Origin of the sequence: Rhodobacter sp. (genome assembly GCA_020637515.1) — a bacterium.
In the GTDB taxonomy this organism is placed as follows: domain Bacteria; phylum Pseudomonadota; class Alphaproteobacteria; order Rhodobacterales; family Rhodobacteraceae; genus Pararhodobacter.
This window is the reverse complement of record JACKKG010000001.1, coordinates 1,639,835-1,661,399: the sequence shown is the minus strand read 5'-3', so window position 1 is coordinate 1,661,399 and position 21,565 is coordinate 1,639,835. Positions and strand designations below refer to the sequence as shown.

The window sequence follows — 21,565 nt, the reverse complement described above, 5'->3', positions numbered from 1 at the left end:
GGCCCCATCTTATCCGCGCGCCCGGGTTTTGCCCATCCGCCGGTCAGAGAATTTTCTGCATCAGCACCAGATCGTGCCAGCGCCCCAGCTTCCAGCCGACCTGCGGCATCCGGCCGACGATCTCGAAGCCGATGGCGGCATGAAAGGCGATGCCGTCGGGATTCGACCCACTGACCCCGCCCACCAGGACGTGATGGCCAGCGACCCGCGCGTGATCCTCGAGCGCGGCCATCAGTGCGCGGCCCAGTCCCCGGCCACGGCCCTCCGGCGCCAGCAGGATCGTGTGCTCTTGCGACCGGGCATAGCCCAGCCCGCCGCGAAACTGCGCATAGGTCGCAAATCCGAGGATCCGGTCGGCCCCTTCGGCGACCAGGAAACAGGCCCGTCCCGTGATTGTCGCGGCGACCTCGTCGTCGGTCTTTTCCTGCGGATTGAAGGTGATGACGGTGTCGCGGATGATCGGATTCCAGATCGCCGCGACGCCCGGGGCATCGCCGGGATGCGCGGGCCGGATCATTCCAGCACCCGCCGCCCGTGCGGGGTGAGGACCTCGGCCACGATCCCGGGGGGGCCGGTCTCGATGCGCAGGCGCGAATCCCGGCAGAGTCCCGCCAGCGCCCCGCGCAGCGCCTCGGCCTCGGGATGCAGCAGGGTCAGCACGCTCAACCGCAGGCCCTGGTCGGGCAGCCGCGTGGCGGGATGCGCGACCCCTGCCCCCCATTCGATCAGCGCGGGCGCGACCCCGTCAAAGGGCAACACGCCGGTGTCGGGCACCGCCATGCGCCAGGTCAGCGCGTCCCGGCGGAACAGCATCGGCGTGCCCGTCCCCGCCGGCGCCCGGCTCAGCGCCGCCTCGAGCGCGTCGTCGCGCAGGATCCAGGCGCGTGGACGCGGGGCGCCCCGGAACCCGTCCAGCGCGAACCAGCGCGGACGACCGGGTGGCGGGGCTTCGGGATCGATGGCGATGACCTCCAGATAGGTGCCCGGCCCCATGCCGATCAGCCGGTTGTGCGTGCCCATCGCCGCGTGCCGCCCTCCGGGCTGCAACGGCAGGCCCAGCGCCGCCTCCATCGCGGCGACACCCTCATCGAGGGACGCGGCGGCGACCGCCAGATGATCGAACACCGCGGTCATAGCCAGACCCCCAAAGCCCACAGCGCCGCCACCGGCGTGGGATAGAAACTCGCCGCGAACCCCAGCCCCCTGAGAGGGGGCGACTGGTGATAGCCCAGCCAGAAAAGCACCCGCATGACGGCGAAATTCAGTCCCAGCACGGGCAACAGCGCCCATCCCAGAACCCAACCGGCAAAGGGCCAGAGCGCCAGCGCCAGCACCAATTGCTCGGTCGTGTTGGTCAGGACCCGCTGGTCGATCTCGGGCCCCGATCCGGGCACGAAGGGCGCGCCGTCGATGATCGCGTCGTCAAAGAACCGCCGCTGCGCCAGACGCCCGATCATGACCGCCATGACCAGGCCGGCGGGCACGAACCCCAGCACCAGCGCGGAAACCGGATCGGGCGCGCCGACCCGCGGTGCCAACCAGACCAACGCCAGCGACCAGACCAACGCCAGCGCCATCGACGCCGCGATGATGGCCCGTTTCGTCCCCATGCCATGCCCTCCCCGTCTCTTTGTGCCCGAAATATCCTCGGGGGATCCAAGGGGGTGGAAAACCCCCTTGGGCGGGGGGTGGGGGGGCGGCAGCCCCCCCCCCCCCGTCATTCAACCGCGCGCGTCGCGGATCAGCCGCAGGATATCCCGCGCGGCCTCGGGGATATTGGTCCCCGGACCAAAGATCGCCTTCACGCCCCTGGACTTCAGGAACGCATAATCCTGCTGCGGTATCACCCCGCCGCAGATCACCAGGATATCCCCCGCACCGGCGGCTTCCAGGGCCTCGATCAGTTTCGGCGCCAGCGTCTTGTGCCCGGCCGCCTGGGACGAGATGCCGACCACGTGCACGTCGTTGTCGATCGCGTCCTGCGCCGCTTCCTCAGGGGTCTGGAACAAGGGGCCCACATCGACGTCGAAACCGATGTCGGCAAAGGCGGTGGCGATCACCTTGGCGCCCCGGTCGTGACCGTCCTGGCCCATCTTCACCACCAGCATCCGCGGGCGTCGGCCCTCGGCCTCGGCAAAGGCCTCGACGTCTTTCTGGATCGCGGCAAAGGCGTCGTCGCCCTCGTAGGCCGCGCCATACACGCCGGCCAGCGTCTTCACCTCGGCCCGGTGACGGCCGAACACCTTTTCCATCGCCATGCTGATCTCCCCCACGCTGGCCCGCGCGCGCGCGGCCTCGACCGCGGCCTCCAGCAGGTTGCCGCCCTCTTTCGCGCGCCGTTCGAGTTCGGCCAGCGCCGCGGTGCAGCCAGCCTCGTCGCGCGCGGCGCGGGTCCGTTCCAGGCGCGCGATCTGCGCCTCGCGCACCTTGACATTGTCGATATCCAGGATGTCGATCGGGTCTTCCTTGGCCAGCCGATACTTGTTGACGCCGACGATCACCTCTTCGCCCCGGTCGATCATTGCCTGACGTTTGGCCGCCGATTCCTCGATCCTGAGCTTGGGCATCCCCGAGGCGACAGCCTTGGTCATGCCTCCCAGTTCTTCAACTTCCTCGATCAGTTTCCAGGCCGCTTCCGCCAGGTCGGCTGTCAGTTTCTCGACATAATAGGACCCCGCCAGCGGATCGACGACCCTGGTCACGCCGGTCTCTTCCTGCAAGATCAGCTGCGTGTTTCGGGCGATGCGGGCACTGAATTCGGTGGGCAGGGCGATCGCCTCGTCCAGCGCGTTGGTGTGCAGCGACTGCGTGCCGCCCAGCGCCGCCGCCAGCGCCTCGTAGGCGGTGCGCACGACGTTGTTGTAGGGGTCCTGTTCCTGCAAGCTGACGCCCGAGGTCTGGCAATGCGTGCGCAGCATCAGCGAGCCCGGCTTCTTGGGCGCGAATTCCGACATGATGCGGTGCCACAACAGGCGCGCGGCGCGCAGTTTGGCGGCCTCCATGAAGAAATTCATGCCGATCGCGAAAAAGAAGCTGAGCCGCCCGGCGAAGGCATCGACATCCATGCCGCGCGCCAGAGCCGCGCGGACGTATTCGCGCCCGTCGGCCAGGGTAAAGGCCAGCTCCTGCACCAGGTTCGCGCCCGCTTCCTGCATGTGATAGCCCGAGATCGAGATCGAGTTGAACTTGGGCATTTCGGCCGCGGTGTATTCGATGATGTCCGCGATGATCCGCATCGAGGGCTCAGGCGGATAGACATAGGTGTTGCGGACCATGAACTCCTTGAGGATGTCGTTCTGGATCGTGCCCGACAGCAGCTTGCGGTCCACGCCCTGTTCCTCGCCCGTGACGATGAAATTCGCCAGGATCGGGATCACCGCGCCGTTCATCGTCATGCTGACGCTGACCTTGTCCAGCGGGATGCCGTCGAACAGGATTTTCATGTCCTCGACGCTGTCGATGGCCACGCCCGCCTTGCCGACATCGCCGACGACGCGGGGGTGGTCACTGTCATAGCCCCGGTGCGTCGCCAGATCGAAGGCGACCGACACGCCCTGCTGCCCCGCCGCCAGCGCCTTGCGGTAAAAGGCGTTCGATTCCTCGGCGGTGGAAAATCCCGCATATTGCCGGATCGTCCAGGGCCGGCCGGCATACATGGTTGCGCGCGGGCCCCGGGTAAAGGGCGCGACCCCGGGCATCGAATCCAGATGCGTCAGCCCCTCGGTATCGGCGCGGGTATAGAGCGGCTTGACCGCAATCCCTTCCAGCGTGTGCCAGGTCAGGCTGTCGGGGTCCTGGCCCTTCAGTTCCTTCTGCGCCAGGCCTTTCCAGGTTTCGTATGCGTCGTCGCGGGACATGCTGCCCTCCTTCATCTCTCAGGCCCGGGCCATGGGCGACCGGGGCGAAATCCTTGGGGTTGCGGGTGTTTTTCCGGCGGTCGTGCCTATATGCACTGGACAAGGAGGCCCGCCCGCCATGTTGAAGACGCTGCTCATCGCCGCCCTGGTTCTGGCCCAGCCCGCCTGGGCCCAGGACGACCGCCCCGAGGGGCTGCGCATCCTCGATGCCGCCGGGATCGAGCCCGACAGCTTCCTGTGGCAATACCGGATCGTCGCCGTGCTGGCGGATTCGCCGCTGGACCCGGCCTTTGCCCGCCAGATGCGCGAGATCGAGGACCACCCCGACGACCTGTTCACCCGCGACGTGCTGGTGCTGATCGACAGCGACCGGACCTCGGGCAGCGCCCTGCGCCAAAGGCTGCGCCCGCACGGGTTCATGCTGGCCATCATCGGCAAGGACGGCGAGATCAAGCAACGCCGCCCCGCGCCCCGAACCGTCCGCGAAATCGGCGAAATCATCGACCGTTTCCCCCTGCGGCGGCAGGAATTGCTGGACCGGCTGCCGGCGGGGCGGTAGAGAAATCGTTCATGGATTCCCGTTAACATGGCGGCAGAGACTGGGCCTATGTGTTGCCAAATGGCAACGGTTTCCGTAAGGTAATACTGACGATGCGAAAAAGGCAGTGCCGGACGCCGTCCGCCGCCTAAGCTCATCGGTAGCGGATACAGGAGTGATGATGAAACAAAAACGTTCAAAACCGCACTCTATCGAGGGCCGCCGGGGGCCACGCTTCGGCTACTGAATTCCTCCAGTTCCAGCCGCAGACGGGCCTTCCGTTCGGCAATGAAATCTTCAAAATGGTTGATACAGTCGGCCCGCATTGCGTCGGAACTGCCGAGTGAGGCGTTCAGGGCCGCAACCGCCTTTTCCGCCAGTTCGCAGGTCGTTCGCCGGATATCGAGATAGTCACAATACGCCGTTAGACGCCTGGGTCCGGGCAGCTCGATAAAAGCCTTGGTTTGCAGGTCTTCCGCCATAAGCCTGACGTCGGACAGGTTCGCGTAGAATTGAACCACGCGGTCGGTGACATCCTTTGGCAGCAGGTAGATGTCTCCGACCAAGGCTTCAAAGATGACCGGCGCGCTGATCCGGGGAACAAAGGGCACGTAGCGGCTGCCCGATCTTTCGCCGTCCGAAATCCGCTTGGCCAACTGTCGCTTCGCCTCTTCCGTGTCGTCATCGTCGAGCAGGCTTTGATAGACATAGAGTTCGGCGCGCAACGTCTCCTGAAGATCTTCGCTTTTCTCGCCTTCCTCGGTCGCCGCGCTGATTTCGCGCAGGACGAAACTGGCGACCCAGCCCAAAGCCAGGACGCCGCCCCCCACCACGGCCGCCAGGCCCTTGTTCACCAGGTCCCCGAAACCGACCGAGTAGAGAAGGATGGCCAGCGAGGCCAGAACCGCCACGAAGAAGGTGCAGCCCAGCAGGATGACGGCGCGGCGCTTCAACTCACTCGAACTCCATGATCACGTCATCCACCGCCAGCGATCCGCCGACGGCGGCGTTGATGAGCTTGATGACGCCCTTCTTCTCGGCGCGCAGGATGTTTTCCATCTTCATCGCCTCGACCGTGCACAGCGCCTGGCCTTCGAAAACCTCGTCGCCCACCGCGACCGAGAGCTTCACCATCAGGCCCGGCATCGGGCAGAGCAGCAGTTTCGACGTGTCGGGCGGCAGTTTCTCGGGCATGAGGCGCGCGAGTTCGGCCTGACGGGGTGTGCGGACATGCACCTTCAGATCCGCGCCGCGCACCCGCAGACGGTAACCGCCCGTCGCGCGCCCGACCTTCAGCACCAGCGGCTCGCCGTCGATCATCAACCGCGCCAGCGGCTGGCCCGGGGTCCAGTCGCTTTCCACGCGCAGCGCCGCGCCATCGGCAAAGGCCACGGTCGCGCCGCCTCTGTCGGCCCGGATCGCCACCGGGTAATCGACGCCCTGCAAGGCGACGACCCAGTCGTCACCGACCTTGCGTTCGTGGTTGTCCATCCGGCCCGAGATGCGCGCGCGCCGGATTTCCGCCACGCGGTTCATCGCCGCCGCCGCCGCCGCGACGCGCTTCAGCATCGGCTCGGGCAGGGCGACGCCGTTGAACCCGTCGGGAAATTCCTCGGCGATGAAGGCGGTGGTGATGGCGCCCGAGACAAAGCGCGGGTGGTCCATCACCGCCGAACAGAACGGCAGGTTGTGACCGATGCCCTCGACCTCGAATGTGTCCAGTGCCAGGCGCATTTCCTCGATCGCGGCGGCGCGGTCCTGCCCCCAGGTGCACAGCTTGGCGATCATCGGGTCGTAATACATGCTGATCTCGCCGCCCTCGTAGACGCCGGTATCGTTGCGCACCAGGCCGCCGCGCGGGGTCGGCCCTTCGACCGGGGGCCGATAGCGCGTCAACCGCCCGATCGACGGCAGGAAGTTGCGATAGGGGTCCTCGGCATACAGACGGCTTTCGATGGCCCAACCGTTGATCGTCAGATCCTCTTGCCTGAAGGGCAAGGGTTCGCCGTTGGCGACGCGGATCATCTGCTCGACCAGATCGACGCCGGTAATCAGCTCGGTGACGGGGTGCTCCACCTGGAGCCGGGTGTTCATCTCGAGGAAATAGAAATTCCGCTCGCCATCGACGATGAATTCGACGGTGCCCGCGCTGGTATAGCCGACCGCCTTGGCCAGGGCGCAGGCCTGTTCGCCCATCGCCTTGCGCGTCTCGGCGTCCAGGAAGGGCGAGGGCGCTTCCTCGATGACCTTCTGGTTGCGGCGCTGGATCGAGCATTCGCGCTCGTGCAGGTAGACGCAATTGCCGTGCTTGTCGGCCAGCACCTGGATTTCGATGTGACGCGGTTGGGTCACGAATTTCTCGATGAAGATACGGTCGTCACCGAAACTGTTCGCGGCCTCGTTCCTGGACGATTCGAACCCTTCGCGCGCTTCCTGCGCGTTCCAGGCGATGCGCATCCCCTTGCCGCCGCCACCGGCGCTGGCCTTGATCATCACGGGATAGCCGATCTGATCCGAAATGGTCACCGCCTCTTCGGCGTCGGCGATCAGGCCCATGTAGCCGGGCACCGTGCTGACACCGGCCTCCTGCGCGATCTTCTTCGAGGTGATCTTGTCGCCCATCGCCTCGATCGCGGGGCTGGGCGGGCCGACAAAGATCACGCCCTCTTTTTCCAGCGCCTCGGCGAACTTCCTGTTTTCGGACAGGAAGCCATAGCCCGGATGCACGGCCTCGGCGCCGGTCTGGCGGATCGCGTCCATCACCTTGTCGATCACGATATAGGACTGGTTCGCCGGCGACGGCCCGATATGCACCGCCTCGTCGGCCATCGTCACATGCAGCGCATTGCGGTCCGCGTCCGAATACAGCGCCACGGTGGCGATACCCATCTTGCGCGCGGATTTGATGACCCGGCAGGCGATCTCGCCACGGTTGGCGATCAGGATCTTCTTGAACATGCTCACTCCCCTGCCCCGGCCGGGGCCTCAAAATTCAATGCATCCAAGGCGTTGACAGCCCCGAGGCTCATTCGTCCCAGCCCTCGTCCTCGTCTTCGGACCAGGCGTCGGCGCTGTCGGCCGCATCGGTGTCGTCGAAGACTTCTGGAAAGCTGACACGGGCGGCCGCCACGTCGATGCGCAGCAGGGCGTCATAGCTTTTCGGATCGAAGGGGTCCTCGGCGGGAACGACCTCGCGGCCGAACAGCCAGGACAGGCGCCCGGCGTCCAGGTTGCCACGCTCGAAGGGTTCGTCGCCAAAATGCGCCCACAGCGCGGCCATGAAGCCGGCGTCGGCGCGACGGTCAGCGGCGCGGCGATCCTTGAATCGCTTGCGCTCGATCAGGGGAGAGGCCCCCTCTTTCACATTGGCGCGCCGGATGGTGAACTGGAAATCGGTGCCGGGCAGACGCCCGGGAAAGCCGCGGTGCTTCAGCATGGGGCACCCCCCAGGACGCGCACACGCAGACAGGCGGGCGGGACCGTGGCCAGCCCCGCCCGGCGCGCTACGCCAGACGGCGGAACGTCAGCGGTATTTCGGGGTGACCGGCTCCACATAGATCGGCTGCGGCGCAGGCTCGACCATGGTGAATTCTTCCTGGCGTCGCTGGTTGCAACCCGCCAGGACCGACAGGCCGAAAACACCGGCCATAACGGCGAGGGTGGTCTTGGACATTGAAAACTCCTGCTCTCTTCGCTCCCCGGTCGCCATGGACTTGCCTGACGCCGGATGCTCTTATTCGCACATGCCGAACTGGCAGTGCTGCAGGGGACCATATCCCATTTCAAGGGTCTGTGCCAGTTTTTCCGTTCAATCATGGGGGCTTGCAAGGCGTTCTGTGGCGGCAGAGCACCAGGGCCCGCCGCGCTTGGGGTCAAAAACTCAACATCTTGCGATATCATGGCCACCGCCCTCAGATGCTGGGGCACGCACCCCGCCGGTTACAGCGGAATGTTGTCGTGCTTTTTCCAGGGGTTCGTCAGCTTCTTGTTGCGCAGGCTGGCAAACGCGCGGGTCACCCGGCGGCGGGTCGAATGGGGCATGATGACCTCGTCGACAAAGCCCTTTTCGGCCGCCACAAAGGGGTTGGCAAAGCGCCCTTCGTAATCCTTGGTCCGCGCCGCGATCTTGTCCTTGTCGCCCAGCTCGCCGCGATAGAGGATCTCGACCGCACCCTTGGCACCCATCACCGCGATTTCGGCCGTCGGCCAGGCATAGTTGAAATCGCCGCGCAGATGCTTGGAGGCCATCACGTCATAGGCGCCGCCATAGGCCTTGCGGGTGATGACCGTCACTTTCGGCACCGTCGCCTCGCCATAGGCGAACAGCAGTTTCGCGCCGTGCTTGATGACGCCGCCGTATTCCTGGCTGGTCCCGGGCAGGAAGCCGGGCACGTCCACCAGGGTCAGGATCGGGATCTCGAAGGCATCGCAGAACCGCACGAACCGCGCCGCCTTGCGGCTCGAGTCGATGTCCAGGCAGCCGGCCAGAACCATGGGCTGGTTGGCCACGACCCCGACGGACTGCCCCTCGAGCCGGATGAACCCGGTGATGATATTCTTCGCGTAATCCGCCTGAATCTCGAAGAAATCCGCTTCGTCCGCCAGTTTGAAGATCAGTTCCTTCATGTCGTAGGGCGTGTTCGGATTGTCCGGGATCAGCGTGTCCAGGCTGTTCTCGACGCGCAGCGGATCGTCGAAGAAGGGCCGCACCGGCGGTTTCTCGCGGTTGTTCAGCGGCAGAAAATCGACCAGGCGGCGGACCTCGATCAGGGCCTCGACGTCATTCTCGAACGCGCCATCCGCGACCGAGCTTTTCCTGGTGTGCGTGCTGGCCCCGCCCAGTTCCTCGGCGGTGACAATCTCGTTGGTGACGGTTTTCACAACGTCGGGGCCGGTCACGAACATATAGGACGAATCGCGCACCATGAAGATGAAGTCGGTCATCGCCGGCGAATAGACCGCGCCGCCCGCGCAGGGCCCCATGATGACGGAAATCTGCGGCACCACCCCTGAGGCCATGATGTTGCGCTGGAACACGTCCGCATACCCTGCCAACGAGGCGACACCTTCCTGGATGCGGGCCCCGCCGGAATCATTCAGCCCGATCACCGGCGCCCCGTTCTGCACGGCCATGTCCATGATCTTGCAGATCTTTTGTGCGTGGGTTTCGGACAGCGACCCGCCGAAGACGGTAAAATCCTGGCTGAAGACATAGACCATCCGGCCGTTCACCGTGCCCCAGCCCGTGACCACGCCGTCACCCGCGGGGCGGTCCTGTTCCATGCCGAAATCGGTGCAGCGGTGGGCGACGAACATGTCGAATTCCTCGAACGACCCTTCGTCGAGCAAGAGTTCGATCCGTTCGCGCGCCGTCAGCTTGCCCTTGGCGTGCTGCGCGTCGATGCGGCGCTGACCGCCCCCCTGGCGCGCGGTCTGGCGACGGGTTTCCAGCTCTTGCAGAATGTCCTTCATCGGCCCCTCCTCGGATTTCGGCGCAATCTACGGGCCGGCGCGCGCAAGGGGAAGCAAAATCGAGAAAATTTGCAAAGAACCTAGCAAAGATCAAATGCGAATTGCAAATCCGCTAATGCAGCCCCGTTTCCGACCGTGCACGCAAGGCGTATAGCGCGCGAAACCCCCGCGCGTGAGGCCCCCATGCCCATTGCCCTGCAAACCGTTCTGCTGCTCGTCGCCTCGAACCTGTTCATGACCGTCGCCTGGTATGGTCACCTCAGGTTCAAGTCCGCGCCCCTGTTGGCGGTCATCCTGATCAGCTGGGGGATCGCGCTGTTCGAATACATGTTGCAGGTGCCCGCGAACCGGATCGGCCACGGCACCTTTAGCGCGGCGCAGTTGAAAACCCTCCAGGAGGTCATCACCCTGGCAGTTTTCGCGCTGTTTTCGACCGTCTATCTGCGCGAACCGCTTGGCTGGAACCACGCCGCGGGATTTGCCCTGATCGCCCTGGGGGCCAGCCTGATTTTCCACCGCCCCGGCTGAGGCGGCTGGACAGTTTCCGGGCCGCTCACTACACTTGTGAAATGAACATGACAGAACCCCGGTTTCTTGACCGAAAATCCCCGCCACATCTGGTCACGCTGATCCTGCTTTCAGGGGTTTCGGCGCTGTCGATGAACATCTTCCTGCCCTCGTTGCCGAACATGACCGCCTATTTCCAGACGGATTACCGGCTGATGCAGCTGTCGATTTCGGTCTATCTGGCATTCAGCGCGGTGCTGCAAATGGTGATCGGGCCGCTGTCCGACCGCTTTGGACGGCGCAACATCCTCGTTGCCTCGCTGGTGGTGTTCAACCTGGCGACGCTGGGCACGTTGCTGGCACCCGATGTCACGACCTTCCTGGCCTTTCGCATGTTGCAGGCCGCCGTCGCCACCGCCATGGCCCTGAGCCGCGCCATCGTGCGCGATATGGTGGACGAGGCGCGCGCGGCCTCGATGATCGCCTATGTCACGCTGGGCATGTCGATCGTGCCGATGCTGGGGCCGATCATCGGCGGCAAGCTGGACGAGGTCTTTGGCTGGCACGCCAGTTTCGGGTTGATGCTGATCCTCGGTTTGCTGGTGTTGTGGCTCGTCTGGGCGGACCTGGGCGAAACGGTCGTGCGCCGGCCGTCGAGCTTTCGCAAGCAACTGGCCGACTATCCGGAACTGCTGACCTCGCCGCGCTTCTGGGGCTATGTGCTCAGCACGGCCTTCGCCTCTGGGGTGTTCTTTGCCTATCTGGGTGGCGCGCCCTTCGTCGGGTCCGAACTCTATGGCCTGACGCCGGCGGAACTGGGGTTCTATTTCGGCGTCACCGGGTTGGGTTACGGCGCGGGCAACTACCTGTCGGGCCGCTTTTCGGTCCGCATGGGCGTGATCCGGATGATTGTCACGGGCAACATGGTGATGGTCGCGGGCATGGTGTTGCAGGTGCTGGCGGTGGCGACGGGCTGGGGCGGGGCGCTGGGGTTCTTTCTGCCCTTCCTGCTGATCGGCACGGGCAACGGGCTGGTGCTGCCCAATTCCAACGCCGGCATGTTGTCGGTGCGCCCGCAACTGGCGGGCACGGCCTCGGGGCTGGGTGGGGCGATCATGATCGGCGGCGGCGCGGCGCTGTCGGCGCTGGCGGGCAGCTGGTTGACGCTGGAAACCGGCGCCTGGCCGCTGCTGATCGTGATGGGGGCCTCGTTGCTGGGGTCGATCCTGTCGATCCTGCTGGTGATCCGTCGCAACAAGCAACTGGGCCTTTGACGCGACCGCTTTGCAAAGCTAGCTTTGGCACATTGCAAAGCACGAGGGCGCGATGGCGGTGCAGAAACTCTATGCCGGGGCGAAGCTGCGCGAGATTCGCGTGCGCCTGCACCTGACGCAAAAGGAATTCGCGGCGCGGCTGGGGGTTTCGTTGCCCTATCTGAACCAGATGGAGAACAACAACCGGCCGGTCAGCACGGCCGTTGTCCTGGCCCTGGCGCGCGAGTTCGGCACCGATGTGACCGAACTCAGCACCGGCGACAGCGAGCGGATGGTTTCCGACCTGCGCGAGGCACTGGCCGACCCGATCTTTCCCGAGCCCGGCCCCAGCGCCGCCGATCTGCGGCTGGTGGCCTCGAACGCGCCGGGGGTGGCGCGTGCGCTGCTGGCGCTGCACCGGGCCTATAGCCAGACGCACGAGCGCCTCGCCTCGCTGGACGAGGCCCTGGGACGCGAGGACCGGATGCTGCGCCCCTCGCCCTGGGAGGAGGTGCGCGACTTCTTCCATTACTGCGACAACTATATCGACGCCGTGGATCGCGCCGCCGAACGCTTTGCCCAGGGCACCGGCACGATCGAGGACAAGGCCATCGCCCTGCTGGAGCGCCGTGGTGTCGGCGTGCGCTATTCCGACGAGGCAACGCTGCGGCGCTACGATCCCCGCAACCGCATTCTCACACTGTCCACCCATGCCGCGCTGGCGACACGGCGCTTCCAGATGCTGCACCAGATCGCCCTGCTGACCCAGGACGACCTGCTGGAGGCCACGCTGGATCTGGCGCGTTTTCAGTCCGACGAGGCCCGCGCAATCGCCAAGATCGGCCTGGCGAATTATTTCGCGGGCGCCGCGCTGTTACCCTACCGCGCCTTTCTGGCCAGCGCCCAGGAAACGCGGCACGATCTGGAAATGCTGGCCGACCGCTTTGGCGCCTCGATCGAGCAGGTGGCGCATCGGCTGTCCACCCTGCAACGGCCCGGCGCCAAGGGCGTGCCCTTTTTCTTTGTGCGGGTCGATCAGGCCGGCACGATCACCAAGCGCCACTCGGCCACGCGACTGCAATTCGCGCGGTATGGCGGCGCCTGCCCGCTGTGGAACGTGCACCAGGCCTTTGAAACGCCGGGCCGGTTCCTGCGCCAGTTGGCGGAAACGCCGGATGGGGTGCGCTATTTCTGCCTGGCGCGCGATGTCTCGAAACCGGGCGGTTCGTTCCGCGCCCCGGTGCGCCGCTACGCCATCGGTCTGGGATGCGAGATCCGCCATGCCGAATCGCTGACCTATGCCGACGACATGGACCTGACCAACCCGCAGGCGTTCGAGCCGATCGGCATTTCCTGCCGAATCTGCGCGCGGCCGGATTGCCACCAGCGATCCGTTCCGCCGCTGGAGCAGGAGCTGCGGATCGACCCCGACCAGCGCGGCGTCCTGCCCTATGCCATCGCGCGGCCGTCCTCGGACACCCCGTGACCCAGCCGGGCAAACAAAAACGGGCCGCTTCCGCGGCCCGCCACTCTTACGCCATCACTGGTTAATTTCGCGCACTCACGACGCCGCGCGCAGCATGTGAGCAATCTGGTCCTTCAGCGCCAGGCGCTTCTTGCGCAGGTCGGCCATGTGATCGTCCGCCATCGGCTCGACATTGGTCTCGCCCCGATGGATGTCCTTGTTGACGTCGTGATAGTCGTCGAACATCTTCGCGAAATGAGGATCGCTCTGCTTGAGCGCGTGCATCTTGTCGATCTCGGCCGGGAATTCTTCGGCGAGTTCGTGGGGGGTGTGCGACATCGGGATCTCCGTCTTGCTGATGACCCAAGTCTAGCGGCCGTGTCGCGCTGCGCATTTGATCTGGATCAGAAGTTCAATAACAAATGCACAATATACGCCCGAGCCCGACTCGCGGCGGTCAGCCGTCCTCGCCCAGGCGCTGGCGAAAGGCGCGGGGCGAGGTGCCTGTCGCCCGGGTGAAGACCCGGGTGAAATAGGCCGGGTCCTCGAACCCCAGGGCGTAGGCGATGCGCGAAATGGGCAAGTTCGTATAGACCAGATTGCGCCGCGCCTCGCGAATCAAGCGGTCCTCGATCAGGCCCGAGGCCGGTTTTCCCGTCGCCTTGCGCGTGACCCGCGACAGGTGGGGGGCGCTGACCGCCAGCGCGCGCGCGTAGTCCGCAACGCTCCAATGGTCCAGCAGGTGCAGGTCCAGCAGGCGCTCGAACCGGCTCAGCAGGTCGGGGGTGGCGCGCGGATCGGCGACCGCGCCGTGATCGACCATTGCCCGCGCCACCTGGGCCAGCAACAGCCCTGCCAGCGACCGCAGGCTTTGCGCGCGGCCAAAATCGCGGCCAGAGAACGCGGTTGCGATCTGCGTCAGGGTCAGCACCGTGCCCCCCTCGGCCGGCAGCACGGCGGCCTGCGCCAGCACGTCCCGCAGCCCTTCGGCGGGCCGCAGGGACTGGTCCAGCATCTCGGCCGAGAAGGTCACGACCAGCCCCCGCGTGCCCGGAACAAAGGTGAAGCCGTGCACCACGCCGATGGCGACATTGACCAGCGTCATCGGCGGCAAGGCGTGGCGCCGCCCTTCAAGGCTGAGCACCCCGCCCCCGTCCTGCAACAAAAGGACCTGATGCAACCGCGCGTGCCGGTGCACCCCCAGTTCCCAATCGTGCAACCGCGAGCGGGTCTCGATCGTTTCGCAATGGACGACATCGGGCAGATCGTCGGCTTCACCGAACAGGTTGTAGTTGGGAATCGTGGGCGAGGCAGCGCGCGTCATGTTCGAATCGTACAAGAATTGCGCAACCGGGTCCATTCCCCATTGCCCGCGACAGGGGCACTCTGCGCCCGCATTCAGGAGGAGACACGCATGAAAACCCAAGTCTGCATCATCGGTGGCGGCCCCTCGGGGCTGATGCTCAGCCAGCTTCTGCACCTCAAGGGCATCGACACGATCGTGCTGGAAAAGCACAGTCGGGAATACGTGCTGGGCCGGATCCGCGCGGGCGTGCTGGAGCACGGCTTTGCCGAACTCATGCGCGAGGCCCAGTGCGGCGAGCGCATGGACCGCGAGGGCGAGATCCACGACGGGTTCGAGATCTCGGACAACGGGGCGCTGACGCGGGTCGATCTGCACAAGTATTCCGGCGGATCGTCAGTCGTGGTCTATGGCCAGACGGAACTGACGCGCGATCTCTATGACGCGCGCGACCGGATGAAGGGCACGGTCATCCACAACGTCGAAGACGTGGCCCTGCACGACCTGAACACCACCACCCCGCCCTATGTCACCTATCGCGACGGCGACGAGATCGTGCGCATCGACTGCGATTTCGTGATCGGCGCGGACGGGTTCCACGGCCCCTCGCGCAAGGCGATCCCCAAGGACGTGCTGACGGAATACGAAAAGGTCTATCCCTTCGGGTGGCTGGGCGTGCTGAGCCGCACCAAGCCGGTGAACCCCGAGTTGATCTATGCAAAGCACGACCGCGGCTTTGCGCTGTGTTCGCTGCGCAGCCAGGTGCTGAGCCGCTATTACATCCAGGTGCCGTTGTCGGACACGGTCGAGGACTGGTCGGACGCGGACTTCTGGGACGAGTTGAAGAAGCGCCTGCCGGCCGAGGTGGCGGAACGGCTGGAAACCGGCCCGTCGATCGAGAAATCCATCGCGCCGCTGCGCAGTTTCGTAGCCGAGCCGATGCGCTGGGGGAACCTGTTCCTGGCGGGTGACGCCGCGCATATCGTGCCGCCGACGGGCGCGCGCGGGCTTAACTCGGCCGCGTCGGACATCTATTACCTGTATCACGCGATGGTGGATCACTATCTGAAGGGCGACGACACCGGGTTGGACCAGTATTCGCAAAAGGCGCTGGCCCGGGTCTGGAAGGCGCAGCGGTTCAGCTGGTGGATGACGACCATGCTGCACACCTTCCCCGACAGCATCGCCTATGACCGGAAGCTTCAGGACACCGACCTGGCCTATCTGTTCAGTTCCGAGGCGGCGCTGTCGTCGCTGGCCGAGAACTACGTCGGCCTGCCGTTCTGACCGCAGGCGGCGGGGGGCTGCTCGCCCCCCGCACCCCCTCGCCAAAGGGGGTTTTCCACCCCCTTTGGATACCCCCGAGGATATTTCCGGCACAAAGAAGGCCAGGGCGTCAGGTCAGAGCAGCAGCGACAGCCCCTGCCAGACCAGCCGTGCCGAAAGCAGCAGCAGGACCGCGTTCAGAGCCTGGCGGAAGCGCGCGTCGCTCAGGCGGTTCAGAACCTGTTTGCCGGTCCAGGTGCCCGCGAGCCCGCACAGGATCAGAGCCGCGATCAACCCCGCCCAGGGCGCATAGGCAAAGCCCAGGACGCCGAAGGCCAGCGCCTTGAGCAGGTGTTGTCCGCTCAACAGCACCGCCGTGGTGGCCACATGCGCGTGGCGGCCCAGGTCGAGCGATTTCACATAGGTGTTCACGAAGGGCCCCGAGGCGCCGAAGGCCATGCTCAGCACACTGGTCAGGGTACCGGTCAGCAGCGGCCAGTCGCGCATCCAGGCCGGCGGCTTCGACAGCACCGTCCAGATCAGGAACAGGCCGACCCCGATCAGCACCACCGCCGGCGGGATCGCCGGCACGACCGAGGCACCCAGCCCGATCCCCAGCACGATCCCGACCGCGAACCACAGCGCCGGCCCCCATTGGATATGGCGCGCCATCATCGCCGTGCGCCCGGCGTTCGAGCCGAACTGCACCACCCCGTGCACCGGCACCAGCGCCGCAGGCGGCAGCAGGCTGGCCATCACCGCCAGCATCAGCCCGCCGCCGCCGATGCCGAAGGAAATGGTGATGAAGGACGAGGCAAAGCTCACCGCCATCAGCGACAGCGCCACGAGGGGCGCGACATCGGGGGGCAGAAGGTCGGTCATGGCGGGGATCGGATTCGGGCTGGGATCAGGGCGGGAAGGCGCCGGGATGCTGGAAGCAAAGCCGGATTTATGCAAGGGCCGACGCGTGCCCCCCACCCCCTCGCCCCCGGTTGCGCCGCGTGCTAGGCAGGGCGCAATGCGGAGGCCCCGATGATCCAGATCCTGCTGACCACCCTGCCGATCTATCTGATGATCCTGGTCGGCTATGCGGCGATCCGCTGGCGCTATCTCGACACCGCGCATATCGGGGCGCTCAGCCAGTTCGCCTTGAAGATCTGCCTGCCCGCGCTGATCGTCTTTGCCATCGCCCTGCCCCATGGCGACACCGGCCTCGATCCGGCGTTCTTCGCGGCCTATCTTCTGGGGTCGGTCGCGACCCTGGGGCTGGGCTATGCCGGGATGCGCCTGTTCTTGCGGCAGCCGGCGGCGGATGCCTGGATCTTTGCCTTTGGCATGTCCAATTCGAACAGCGGGTTCCTGGGCTTTCCGATTGCCAGCCTGTTGTTCGGCGCTGACGGCGCGGTGGTCTTTGCCATGACCATGACCATCGAGAACACGGTCATCATTCCCATGGCCACGATGCTGGCCGGTGCGGCGCAGCACAAGGGGGCCACGCTGGGCGGGCTGGCGCGCGCGGCCGGAGCGCGGATGATCCGCAACCCGCTGCTGATCGCGGTGGCCGCGTCGCTGCTGTGGCGGGCGACCGGCCTGTCCCTGACCGCGCCGGTCGAGCGGGCGGTGACGACGCTGGCGATGGCGGCCTCGCCCGTGGCGTTGTTCGTGATCGGCGGCACGGTGGCGCGGATGTCGGTGGGCGGGCACTGGCGGCGGACCTCGGGGATCGCGCTGGGCAAGCTGGTGCTGCATCCGTTGCTGGTGGCGGCGGCGCTCTATGCCATTCCCGGCGTGCCGCCCGCGCTGATCCCGGTGGGCATCCTGTTCGCCGCCGTGCCGATGCTGACGGTCTATCCGATCCTGGCCGCCCCGTTCGGGCTGGAGGCCGTCACCTCGACCGCGCTGATCGTGACGACCGCGTTGTCGGTGGTCACCGTCACCGCCGCGCTGGGGCTGATGCACGCGCTTTGAGGGCCGGCGCAACAATAGCTTTTTTCAATGCAAGCCGGTGCATTTCTATTGGCCTGCGGGGCGCGGGCGAATGTATACATTGCCCAGATCGAGGGAGGGCCCGCGCCTGCGTGCGGCGGTTCGCGACACCTCGGCAAACGGGAGAATACCACCATGCACAAGGACTACGAGGATATCCCCGGGACCTTTGTCTTCGACGCCGACCGGTCCCGCGAAGGCTATCACCTGAACCAGTTCTGCATCTCGCTGAGACTGCAAAAGAACCGCGATGCGTTCAACGCCGATGAAGAGGCCTATCTGGACGGCTTCCCGATGACCGCCGAACAGCGCGATGCCGTGCGCAAGCGCGACTGGAACCGGCTGCTCGAACTGGGCGGGAACGTCTATTACACGTCCAAGCTGGCGGCGAACGACGGCATCAACTTCCAGAACCTGGCCGGGCTTATGACCGGCATGGGAGTCGAGGCCTACCGCGAGATGATGCTGAACGGCGGCCGCCCGATCGAGGGCAACCGCTACAAATCCGAATGGGAGGACAAGTAATGGCACGCATCGTCGCAGGAGTGGGCGTCTCGCATGTCCCCGCCATCGGTGTCGCGATGGATACGCACATCACCGACCAGCCCTATTGGCAGCCCGTGTTCAAAGGGTTCGAATTCAGCCGCGAATGGATGGCCGAACACAAGCCCGACGTGATCTTCCTGGTCTACAACGACCATTGCACGGCCTTTGACGCCTCGTGCATCCCGACCTTTGCCCTGGGCGCGGCGGCGACCTTTACCCCGGCGGACGAAGGCTATGGCCCGCGCCCGGTGCCGGTGGTGCGCAACCACCAGAAGATGGCCTCGCATATCGCGCAGTCGCTGATCCTGGATGAATTCGACATCACCATCATGAACGAGATGGAAGTGGACCACGGCCTGACCGTGCCGCTGTCGGTGATGTATGGCGACAAGACGCCTCAGGACGACTGGGGCGTGCAGGTGATCCCGCTGGCGGTGAATGTGGTGCAATACCCCGCCCCCACCGGCAACCGTTGCTACAACCTGGGCAAGGCCGTGCGCCGCGCGGTCGAAAGCTACCCCGAGGATCTGAAGGTCATGGTCTTCGGCACCGGCGGGCTGAGCCATCAGTTGCAATACAAGCGCGCGGGTCTCATCAACAAGGAATGGGATCAGCAATTCCTCGATCGCCTGACCGAGGACCCGGTTGGCCTGTCCAGGATGCCGCATGTGGAATACCTGCGCGAGGGCGGCTCGGAAGGGATCGAGATGGTCATGTGGCACGTCATGCGCGGCGCGCTGGACGAGGACGTGGTCGAGGTTCACCGCCACTATCATGTCCCCGCGTCGAACACCGCCGTGGGTCACATCATCTTGGAAAACAAATCGTATCACGACAGCCGCGCCAAGCTGGCGGCCGAGTAAACGGAGGGAACCATGCGAATTTGCGTTGCGGGCGCCTATGGCGCCTTCGGCATCAAGCACCTCGATGCGCTGAAGGCGATCGAGGGGGTCACTGTCACCTCGGTGATGGGGCCGACCCGCGCCAAGATCGACGCCCTGGCCGCCGAACGCGGCATCGGCCATGCCGCCACGGACCTGGCCGAATGCCTGGCCCGTGACGACGTGGACGCGGTGATCCTGGCGACCCCGACGCAACTGCATGCCGCGCAGGCGATCCAGTGCATGGAGGCCGGGAAACCCGTTCTGATCGAGATCCCGATGGCCGACAGCCTGGAGGAAAGCGAAGCGATCTGCCGCGTTCAGGAACAAACCGGCGTGCTGGCGATGGCCGGCCAGGTGCGGCGTTACAACCCGTCGCATCAGTGGATCCACAACAAGATCAAGGCGGGCGAGCTGAAGATCCTGCAAATGGACGTGCAGACCTATTTCTTCCGCCGCACGAACATGAACGCCAAGGGCGAGCCCCGGTCCTGGACCGACCACCTGCTCTGGCACCACGCCTGCCACACGGTCGATCTGTTCCAGTATCAGACCGGCGAGGTGGTCAGCCAGTGCTATGGGCTGGAAGGGCCGCACCACCCCGAGCTGGGCATCGCCATGGACATGTCGATCGGCATGAAGACGCCCTCGGGCGCGATCTGCACGCTGTCGCTGTCGTTCAACAACGATGGCCCGCTGGGCACGTTCTTCCGCTACATCTGCGACAAGGGCACCTATATCGCCCGGTATGACGACCTGTTCGATGGCTATGACAAGCCGGTGGACCTGACGGGCGTCGCGGTGTCGAACAACGGTATCGAGCTGATCGACCGCGAGTTCATCGCCGCGATGCGCGAGGGCCGTCAGCCCAACGGGTCGGTGCATCAGGTGCTGGACGCGATGCGCACGCTGGACCGGATCGAACAAAGCTTCACCTGAGGCCGTTCACCTGTTAAGGAAAGGCGCCGCCCGGCCGGGTGGCGCCTTTTCCGTTGCCGCCGGAGCGCCCCTTTTTGGATCAGTCCCGACGTTACGCCTCGCCTTTTGCGCTTCTGCCCGTGATCGGCATCCCGGTCTTTCTGGCCGTCGCGAACCAGACCATGATCTCGATCGCGCTGCCCGATATCGGCGCCGATCTGGGCCAGATCCGGCGGTTGCCGTGGCTGGTGATGGGCTACATGCTGGCGCTGACCGTGGCCGGGCCGATCTATGGCGTGCTGGGCGATGTGTGGGGCCGCGCGCGCATGATGCAGGTGGCGCTGGCGGTCTACATCCTGGGCTCGGTGCTCTGCGCGGCGTCGGGTTCGATCGAATTCCTGGCCGCCGGCCGGCTGGTGCAGGGGCTGGGCGGCGGCGGGCTGATGGCGCTGAGCCAGGCTTTGATCGCCGACTTGGTCGCGCCGCGCGACCGGGGCCGCGCGCAGGGCAACAACGCCGCGATCAGCGTGCTGGCCTCGACCCTGGGGCCCCTGGTCGGGGGCGTGACGGTCGCGACTCTGGGGTGGCGCGGCATCTTCCTGACCACGGTGCCCCTGGCCTTGCTGGCCATGGTGGTGCTGGCCCGCCATCCCGTGCCGCACCATCCTGCGGCCGAGGGGCGCAAACGGTTCGACCTGGGCGGGTTCCTGGCGCTGCTGGTGCTGGCCTTCGGGCTGACCGCCGCCATCGAATTGGCCGGCGACAGCCAGACGCGGCTTTGGGCCGGGCTGGGCGCGGCGAGCGCGATCGCCGCCATCGCCGCCCTGGTCCGGCTGGAGCCGCGCGCCGCCAACCCGGTCTTTCCGCCGGCGCTGTTCTCCGTGCGGGCGATCAACCGGGCCTCGATCATGGTGTTCTTCCACGGCGCGGCGCTGGTCTCGCTGGTCACCACGATCCCGCTGTTCCATGCCATCCTGCGCACCGATGGCGCCCTGGCGACCGCCACCGCCATGCTGGCGCTAACCGTGGGGTTCGGGATCGCCGGCTTCATCACCGGCAACCTGGTGACGATGACCGGCCGCACCACGCTGTTCCCCTCGCTGGCCCTGCCGGTCACGGCCATGATGGTGCTGTTCCTGGCCTTTCGCGGCGCCGGGCTGGAGCGCGGCCCGCTGATCGCCTGCTATCTGGTCACCGGCCTGTCGCTGGGCACGGTCATGTCGGTGATGAACACCATCGTCCAGCAGGCCGCCCCGCAGGCCGTGCTGGGCCGCGCCGCCGGGTCGGTCACCTTCTTCCGGTCGATCGGCGCCTCGGTCGGGACGGCGATCACCTCGCTTGTGCTGTTCCTCGTCGCCCCGGACGGCACCGACGCAGGGGCGATCCTGGTCGGTGGCGCGGGTGCCGATCCCGCGTCCCACGCAGCCTGGCACGCCGCATTCCAGGCCACCTTTGTCACCATCGCCGCATTCATCGCCATCGAATGGTTCATGGGCGTTGTGAACCCCGCGCGACGGGTGGAGTAACGCCGATGCGACCCAGACCCTGGATTTGCATGTTGCGCTGAGACATG

At 65.8% G+C, this 21,565-nt stretch carries 22 protein-coding genes; 10 read left to right on the top strand and 12 right to left on the bottom strand.

Annotation, left to right across the window (positions count from 1 at the left end):
- Positions 1-43 precede the first annotated feature (43 nt).
- The 4 genes from H6900_08075 to scpA all read right to left on the bottom strand — a co-directional run bounded on the left by H6900_08075 (position 44) and on the right by scpA (position 3,857).
- Positions 44-517, bottom strand: a complete 474-nt coding sequence (locus H6900_08075; protein MCC0073235.1) for an N-acetyltransferase — start codon at positions 515-517, stop codon at positions 44-46.
- Positions 514-1,134 (bottom strand): VOC family protein, encoded by a 621-nt coding sequence (locus H6900_08070; GenBank protein ID MCC0073234.1) that lies wholly within the window; start codon positions 1,132-1,134, stop codon positions 514-516. The genes H6900_08075 and H6900_08070 overlap by 4 nt, the downstream gene beginning before the upstream one ends.
- Positions 1,131-1,610: an MAPEG family protein gene (locus tag H6900_08065; GenBank protein MCC0073233.1), complete on the bottom strand. Its 480-nt coding sequence runs from the start codon at positions 1,608-1,610 to the stop codon at positions 1,131-1,133. Before H6900_08065 ends, H6900_08070 begins: the two co-directional genes overlap by 4 nt.
- Before the next feature lie 111 nt (positions 1,611-1,721).
- A complete protein-coding gene (gene scpA, locus H6900_08060) occupies positions 1,722-3,857 on the bottom strand; it encodes a methylmalonyl-CoA mutase (GenBank protein ID MCC0073232.1) in 2,136 nt (711 codons plus the stop codon).
- A gap of 118 nt (positions 3,858-3,975) precedes the next feature.
- On the opposite strand from scpA, the gene H6900_08055 reads away from it, so the two are divergent.
- Complete coding sequence (locus tag H6900_08055; protein MCC0073231.1) at positions 3,976-4,416, top strand: DUF4174 domain-containing protein; 441 nt, start codon at positions 3,976-3,978, stop codon at positions 4,414-4,416.
- 188 nt (positions 4,417-4,604) lie between these two features.
- On the opposite strand, the gene H6900_08050 is transcribed toward H6900_08055, so the two are convergent.
- From H6900_08050 to H6900_08030, 5 genes are all read right to left on the bottom strand, one after another.
- Positions 4,605-5,348, bottom strand: coding sequence for a hypothetical protein (locus H6900_08050; GenBank protein ID MCC0073230.1), 744 nt, complete (start codon positions 5,346-5,348; stop codon positions 4,605-4,607).
- A 1-nt stretch (position 5,349) separates the two neighbouring features.
- Complete coding sequence (locus H6900_08045) at positions 5,350-7,353, bottom strand: acetyl/propionyl/methylcrotonyl-CoA carboxylase subunit alpha (GenBank protein MCC0073229.1); 2,004 nt, start codon at positions 7,351-7,353, stop codon at positions 5,350-5,352.
- A gap of 67 nt (positions 7,354-7,420) precedes the next feature.
- Positions 7,421-7,831 (bottom strand): hypothetical protein, encoded by a 411-nt coding sequence (locus H6900_08040; protein MCC0073228.1) that lies wholly within the window; start codon positions 7,829-7,831, stop codon positions 7,421-7,423.
- Positions 7,832-7,918: 87 nt separating this feature from the next.
- Positions 7,919-8,068 (bottom strand): hypothetical protein, encoded by a 150-nt coding sequence (locus H6900_08035; protein MCC0073227.1) that lies wholly within the window; start codon positions 8,066-8,068, stop codon positions 7,919-7,921.
- A gap of 266 nt (positions 8,069-8,334) precedes the next feature.
- Positions 8,335-9,867, bottom strand: coding sequence for an acyl-CoA carboxylase subunit beta (locus tag H6900_08030; protein MCC0073226.1), 1,533 nt, complete (start codon positions 9,865-9,867; stop codon positions 8,335-8,337).
- A 183-nt stretch (positions 9,868-10,050) separates the two neighbouring features.
- Here H6900_08030 and H6900_08025 point away from each other — a divergent pair, with 183 nt between their 5' ends.
- Genes H6900_08025 through H6900_08015 form a run of 3 tightly spaced genes read left to right on the top strand, consistent with a single transcriptional unit; the run spans position 10,051 to position 13,113 of the window.
- A complete protein-coding gene (locus tag H6900_08025; GenBank protein ID MCC0073225.1) occupies positions 10,051-10,395 on the top strand; it encodes a DMT family protein in 345 nt (114 codons plus the stop codon).
- A 47-nt stretch (positions 10,396-10,442) separates the two neighbouring features.
- On the top strand, positions 10,443-11,648 hold the full coding sequence (locus tag H6900_08020) for a multidrug effflux MFS transporter (GenBank protein MCC0073224.1): 1,206 nt from the start codon (positions 10,443-10,445) through the stop codon (positions 11,646-11,648).
- Positions 11,649-11,700: 52 nt separating this feature from the next.
- A complete protein-coding gene (locus H6900_08015) occupies positions 11,701-13,113 on the top strand; it encodes a DUF2083 domain-containing protein (protein MCC0073223.1) in 1,413 nt (470 codons plus the stop codon).
- Between the two features lie 75 nt (positions 13,114-13,188).
- Here H6900_08015 and H6900_08010 read toward each other — a convergent pair whose 3' ends face one another.
- Together H6900_08010 and H6900_08005 are read right to left on the bottom strand one after the other, a co-directional pair.
- Positions 13,189-13,431 carry a YdcH family protein gene (locus H6900_08010; protein ID MCC0073222.1) on the bottom strand — a complete coding sequence of 81 codons (243 nt, stop codon included), beginning with the start codon at positions 13,429-13,431 and terminating at the stop codon, positions 13,189-13,191.
- 118 nt (positions 13,432-13,549) lie between these two features.
- Positions 13,550-14,452 carry a helix-turn-helix domain-containing protein gene (locus tag H6900_08005; protein MCC0073221.1) on the bottom strand — a complete coding sequence of 301 codons (903 nt, stop codon included), beginning with the start codon at positions 14,450-14,452 and terminating at the stop codon, positions 13,550-13,552.
- A 54-nt stretch (positions 14,453-14,506) separates the two neighbouring features.
- Here H6900_08005 and pobA point away from each other — a divergent pair, with 54 nt between their 5' ends.
- Positions 14,507-15,682, top strand: a complete 1,176-nt coding sequence (gene pobA / locus H6900_08000) for a 4-hydroxybenzoate 3-monooxygenase (protein MCC0073220.1) — start codon at positions 14,507-14,509, stop codon at positions 15,680-15,682.
- A gap of 114 nt (positions 15,683-15,796) precedes the next feature.
- Here the strand turns inward: pobA and H6900_07995 are convergent, their stop codons facing one another.
- On the bottom strand, positions 15,797-16,543 hold the full coding sequence (locus H6900_07995; GenBank protein ID MCC0073219.1) for a sulfite exporter TauE/SafE family protein: 747 nt from the start codon (positions 16,541-16,543) through the stop codon (positions 15,797-15,799).
- A gap of 150 nt (positions 16,544-16,693) precedes the next feature.
- Between H6900_07995 and H6900_07990 the strand changes: the two genes are divergently transcribed.
- From H6900_07990 to H6900_07970, 5 genes are all read left to right on the top strand, one after another.
- Positions 16,694-17,629: an AEC family transporter gene (locus H6900_07990; GenBank protein ID MCC0073218.1), complete on the top strand. Its 936-nt coding sequence runs from the start codon at positions 16,694-16,696 to the stop codon at positions 17,627-17,629.
- 153 nt (positions 17,630-17,782) lie between these two features.
- Entirely contained in the window at positions 17,783-18,172 is a 390-nt protein-coding gene (gene ligA / locus H6900_07985) for a protocatechuate 4,5-dioxygenase subunit alpha (protein ID MCC0073217.1), read from the top strand.
- Entirely contained in the window at positions 18,172-19,056 is an 885-nt protein-coding gene (locus H6900_07980) for a protocatechuate 3,4-dioxygenase (GenBank protein MCC0073216.1), read from the top strand. The genes ligA and H6900_07980 overlap by 1 nt, the downstream gene beginning before the upstream one ends.
- A 12-nt stretch (positions 19,057-19,068) precedes the next feature.
- The gene (locus H6900_07975; GenBank protein ID MCC0073215.1) at positions 19,069-20,013 is read left to right on the top strand and encodes a Gfo/Idh/MocA family oxidoreductase; all 945 of its coding nucleotides are present in this window, start codon (positions 19,069-19,071) and stop codon (positions 20,011-20,013) included.
- A 74-nt stretch (positions 20,014-20,087) separates the two neighbouring features.
- Complete coding sequence (locus tag H6900_07970) at positions 20,088-21,518, top strand: MFS transporter (protein MCC0073214.1); 1,431 nt, start codon at positions 20,088-20,090, stop codon at positions 21,516-21,518.
- The last annotated feature ends 47 nt before the right edge of the window (positions 21,519-21,565 follow it).

What these genes read in the sequence shown, in the direction of transcription:
- H6900_08005 (MCC0073221.1), bottom strand. Translation starts at nt 14,452, where the DNA reads ATGGACCCGGTTGCGCAATTCTTGTACGATTCGAACATGACGCGCGCT.
- H6900_08030 (MCC0073226.1), bottom strand. Translation starts at nt 9,867, where the DNA reads ATGAAGGACATTCTGCAAGAGCTGGAAACCCGTCGCCAGACCGCGCGC.
- H6900_08015 (MCC0073223.1), top strand. Translation starts at nt 11,701, where the DNA reads ATGGCGGTGCAGAAACTCTATGCCGGGGCGAAGCTGCGCGAGATTCGC.
- pobA (MCC0073220.1), top strand. Translation starts at nt 14,507, where the DNA reads ATGAAAACCCAAGTCTGCATCATCGGTGGCGGCCCCTCGGGGCTGATG.
- scpA (MCC0073232.1), bottom strand. Translation starts at nt 3,857, where the DNA reads ATGTCCCGCGACGACGCATACGAAACCTGGAAAGGCCTGGCGCAGAAG.
- H6900_08045 (MCC0073229.1), bottom strand. Translation starts at nt 7,353, where the DNA reads ATGTTCAAGAAGATCCTGATCGCCAACCGTGGCGAGATCGCCTGCCGG.
- H6900_07975 (MCC0073215.1), top strand. Translation starts at nt 19,069, where the DNA reads ATGCGAATTTGCGTTGCGGGCGCCTATGGCGCCTTCGGCATCAAGCAC.
- H6900_08070 (MCC0073234.1), bottom strand. Translation starts at nt 1,134, where the DNA reads ATGACCGCGGTGTTCGATCATCTGGCGGTCGCCGCCGCGTCCCTCGAT.
- H6900_08035 (MCC0073227.1), bottom strand. Translation starts at nt 8,068, where the DNA reads ATGTCCAAGACCACCCTCGCCGTTATGGCCGGTGTTTTCGGCCTGTCG.
- ligA (MCC0073217.1), top strand. Translation starts at nt 17,783, where the DNA reads ATGCACAAGGACTACGAGGATATCCCCGGGACCTTTGTCTTCGACGCC.
- H6900_08020 (MCC0073224.1), top strand. Translation starts at nt 10,443, where the DNA reads ATGACAGAACCCCGGTTTCTTGACCGAAAATCCCCGCCACATCTGGTC.
- H6900_07980 (MCC0073216.1), top strand. Translation starts at nt 18,172, where the DNA reads ATGGCACGCATCGTCGCAGGAGTGGGCGTCTCGCATGTCCCCGCCATC.
- H6900_08040 (MCC0073228.1), bottom strand. Translation starts at nt 7,831, where the DNA reads ATGCTGAAGCACCGCGGCTTTCCCGGGCGTCTGCCCGGCACCGATTTC.
- H6900_08025 (MCC0073225.1), top strand. Translation starts at nt 10,051, where the DNA reads ATGCCCATTGCCCTGCAAACCGTTCTGCTGCTCGTCGCCTCGAACCTG.
- H6900_08055 (MCC0073231.1), top strand. Translation starts at nt 3,976, where the DNA reads ATGTTGAAGACGCTGCTCATCGCCGCCCTGGTTCTGGCCCAGCCCGCC.
- H6900_07995 (MCC0073219.1), bottom strand. Translation starts at nt 16,543, where the DNA reads ATGACCGACCTTCTGCCCCCCGATGTCGCGCCCCTCGTGGCGCTGTCG.
- H6900_08010 (MCC0073222.1), bottom strand. Translation starts at nt 13,431, where the DNA reads ATGTCGCACACCCCCCACGAACTCGCCGAAGAATTCCCGGCCGAGATC.
- H6900_08065 (MCC0073233.1), bottom strand. Translation starts at nt 1,610, where the DNA reads ATGGGGACGAAACGGGCCATCATCGCGGCGTCGATGGCGCTGGCGTTG.
- H6900_08075 (MCC0073235.1), bottom strand. Translation starts at nt 517, where the DNA reads ATGATCCGGCCCGCGCATCCCGGCGATGCCCCGGGCGTCGCGGCGATC.
- H6900_07990 (MCC0073218.1), top strand. Translation starts at nt 16,694, where the DNA reads ATGATCCAGATCCTGCTGACCACCCTGCCGATCTATCTGATGATCCTG.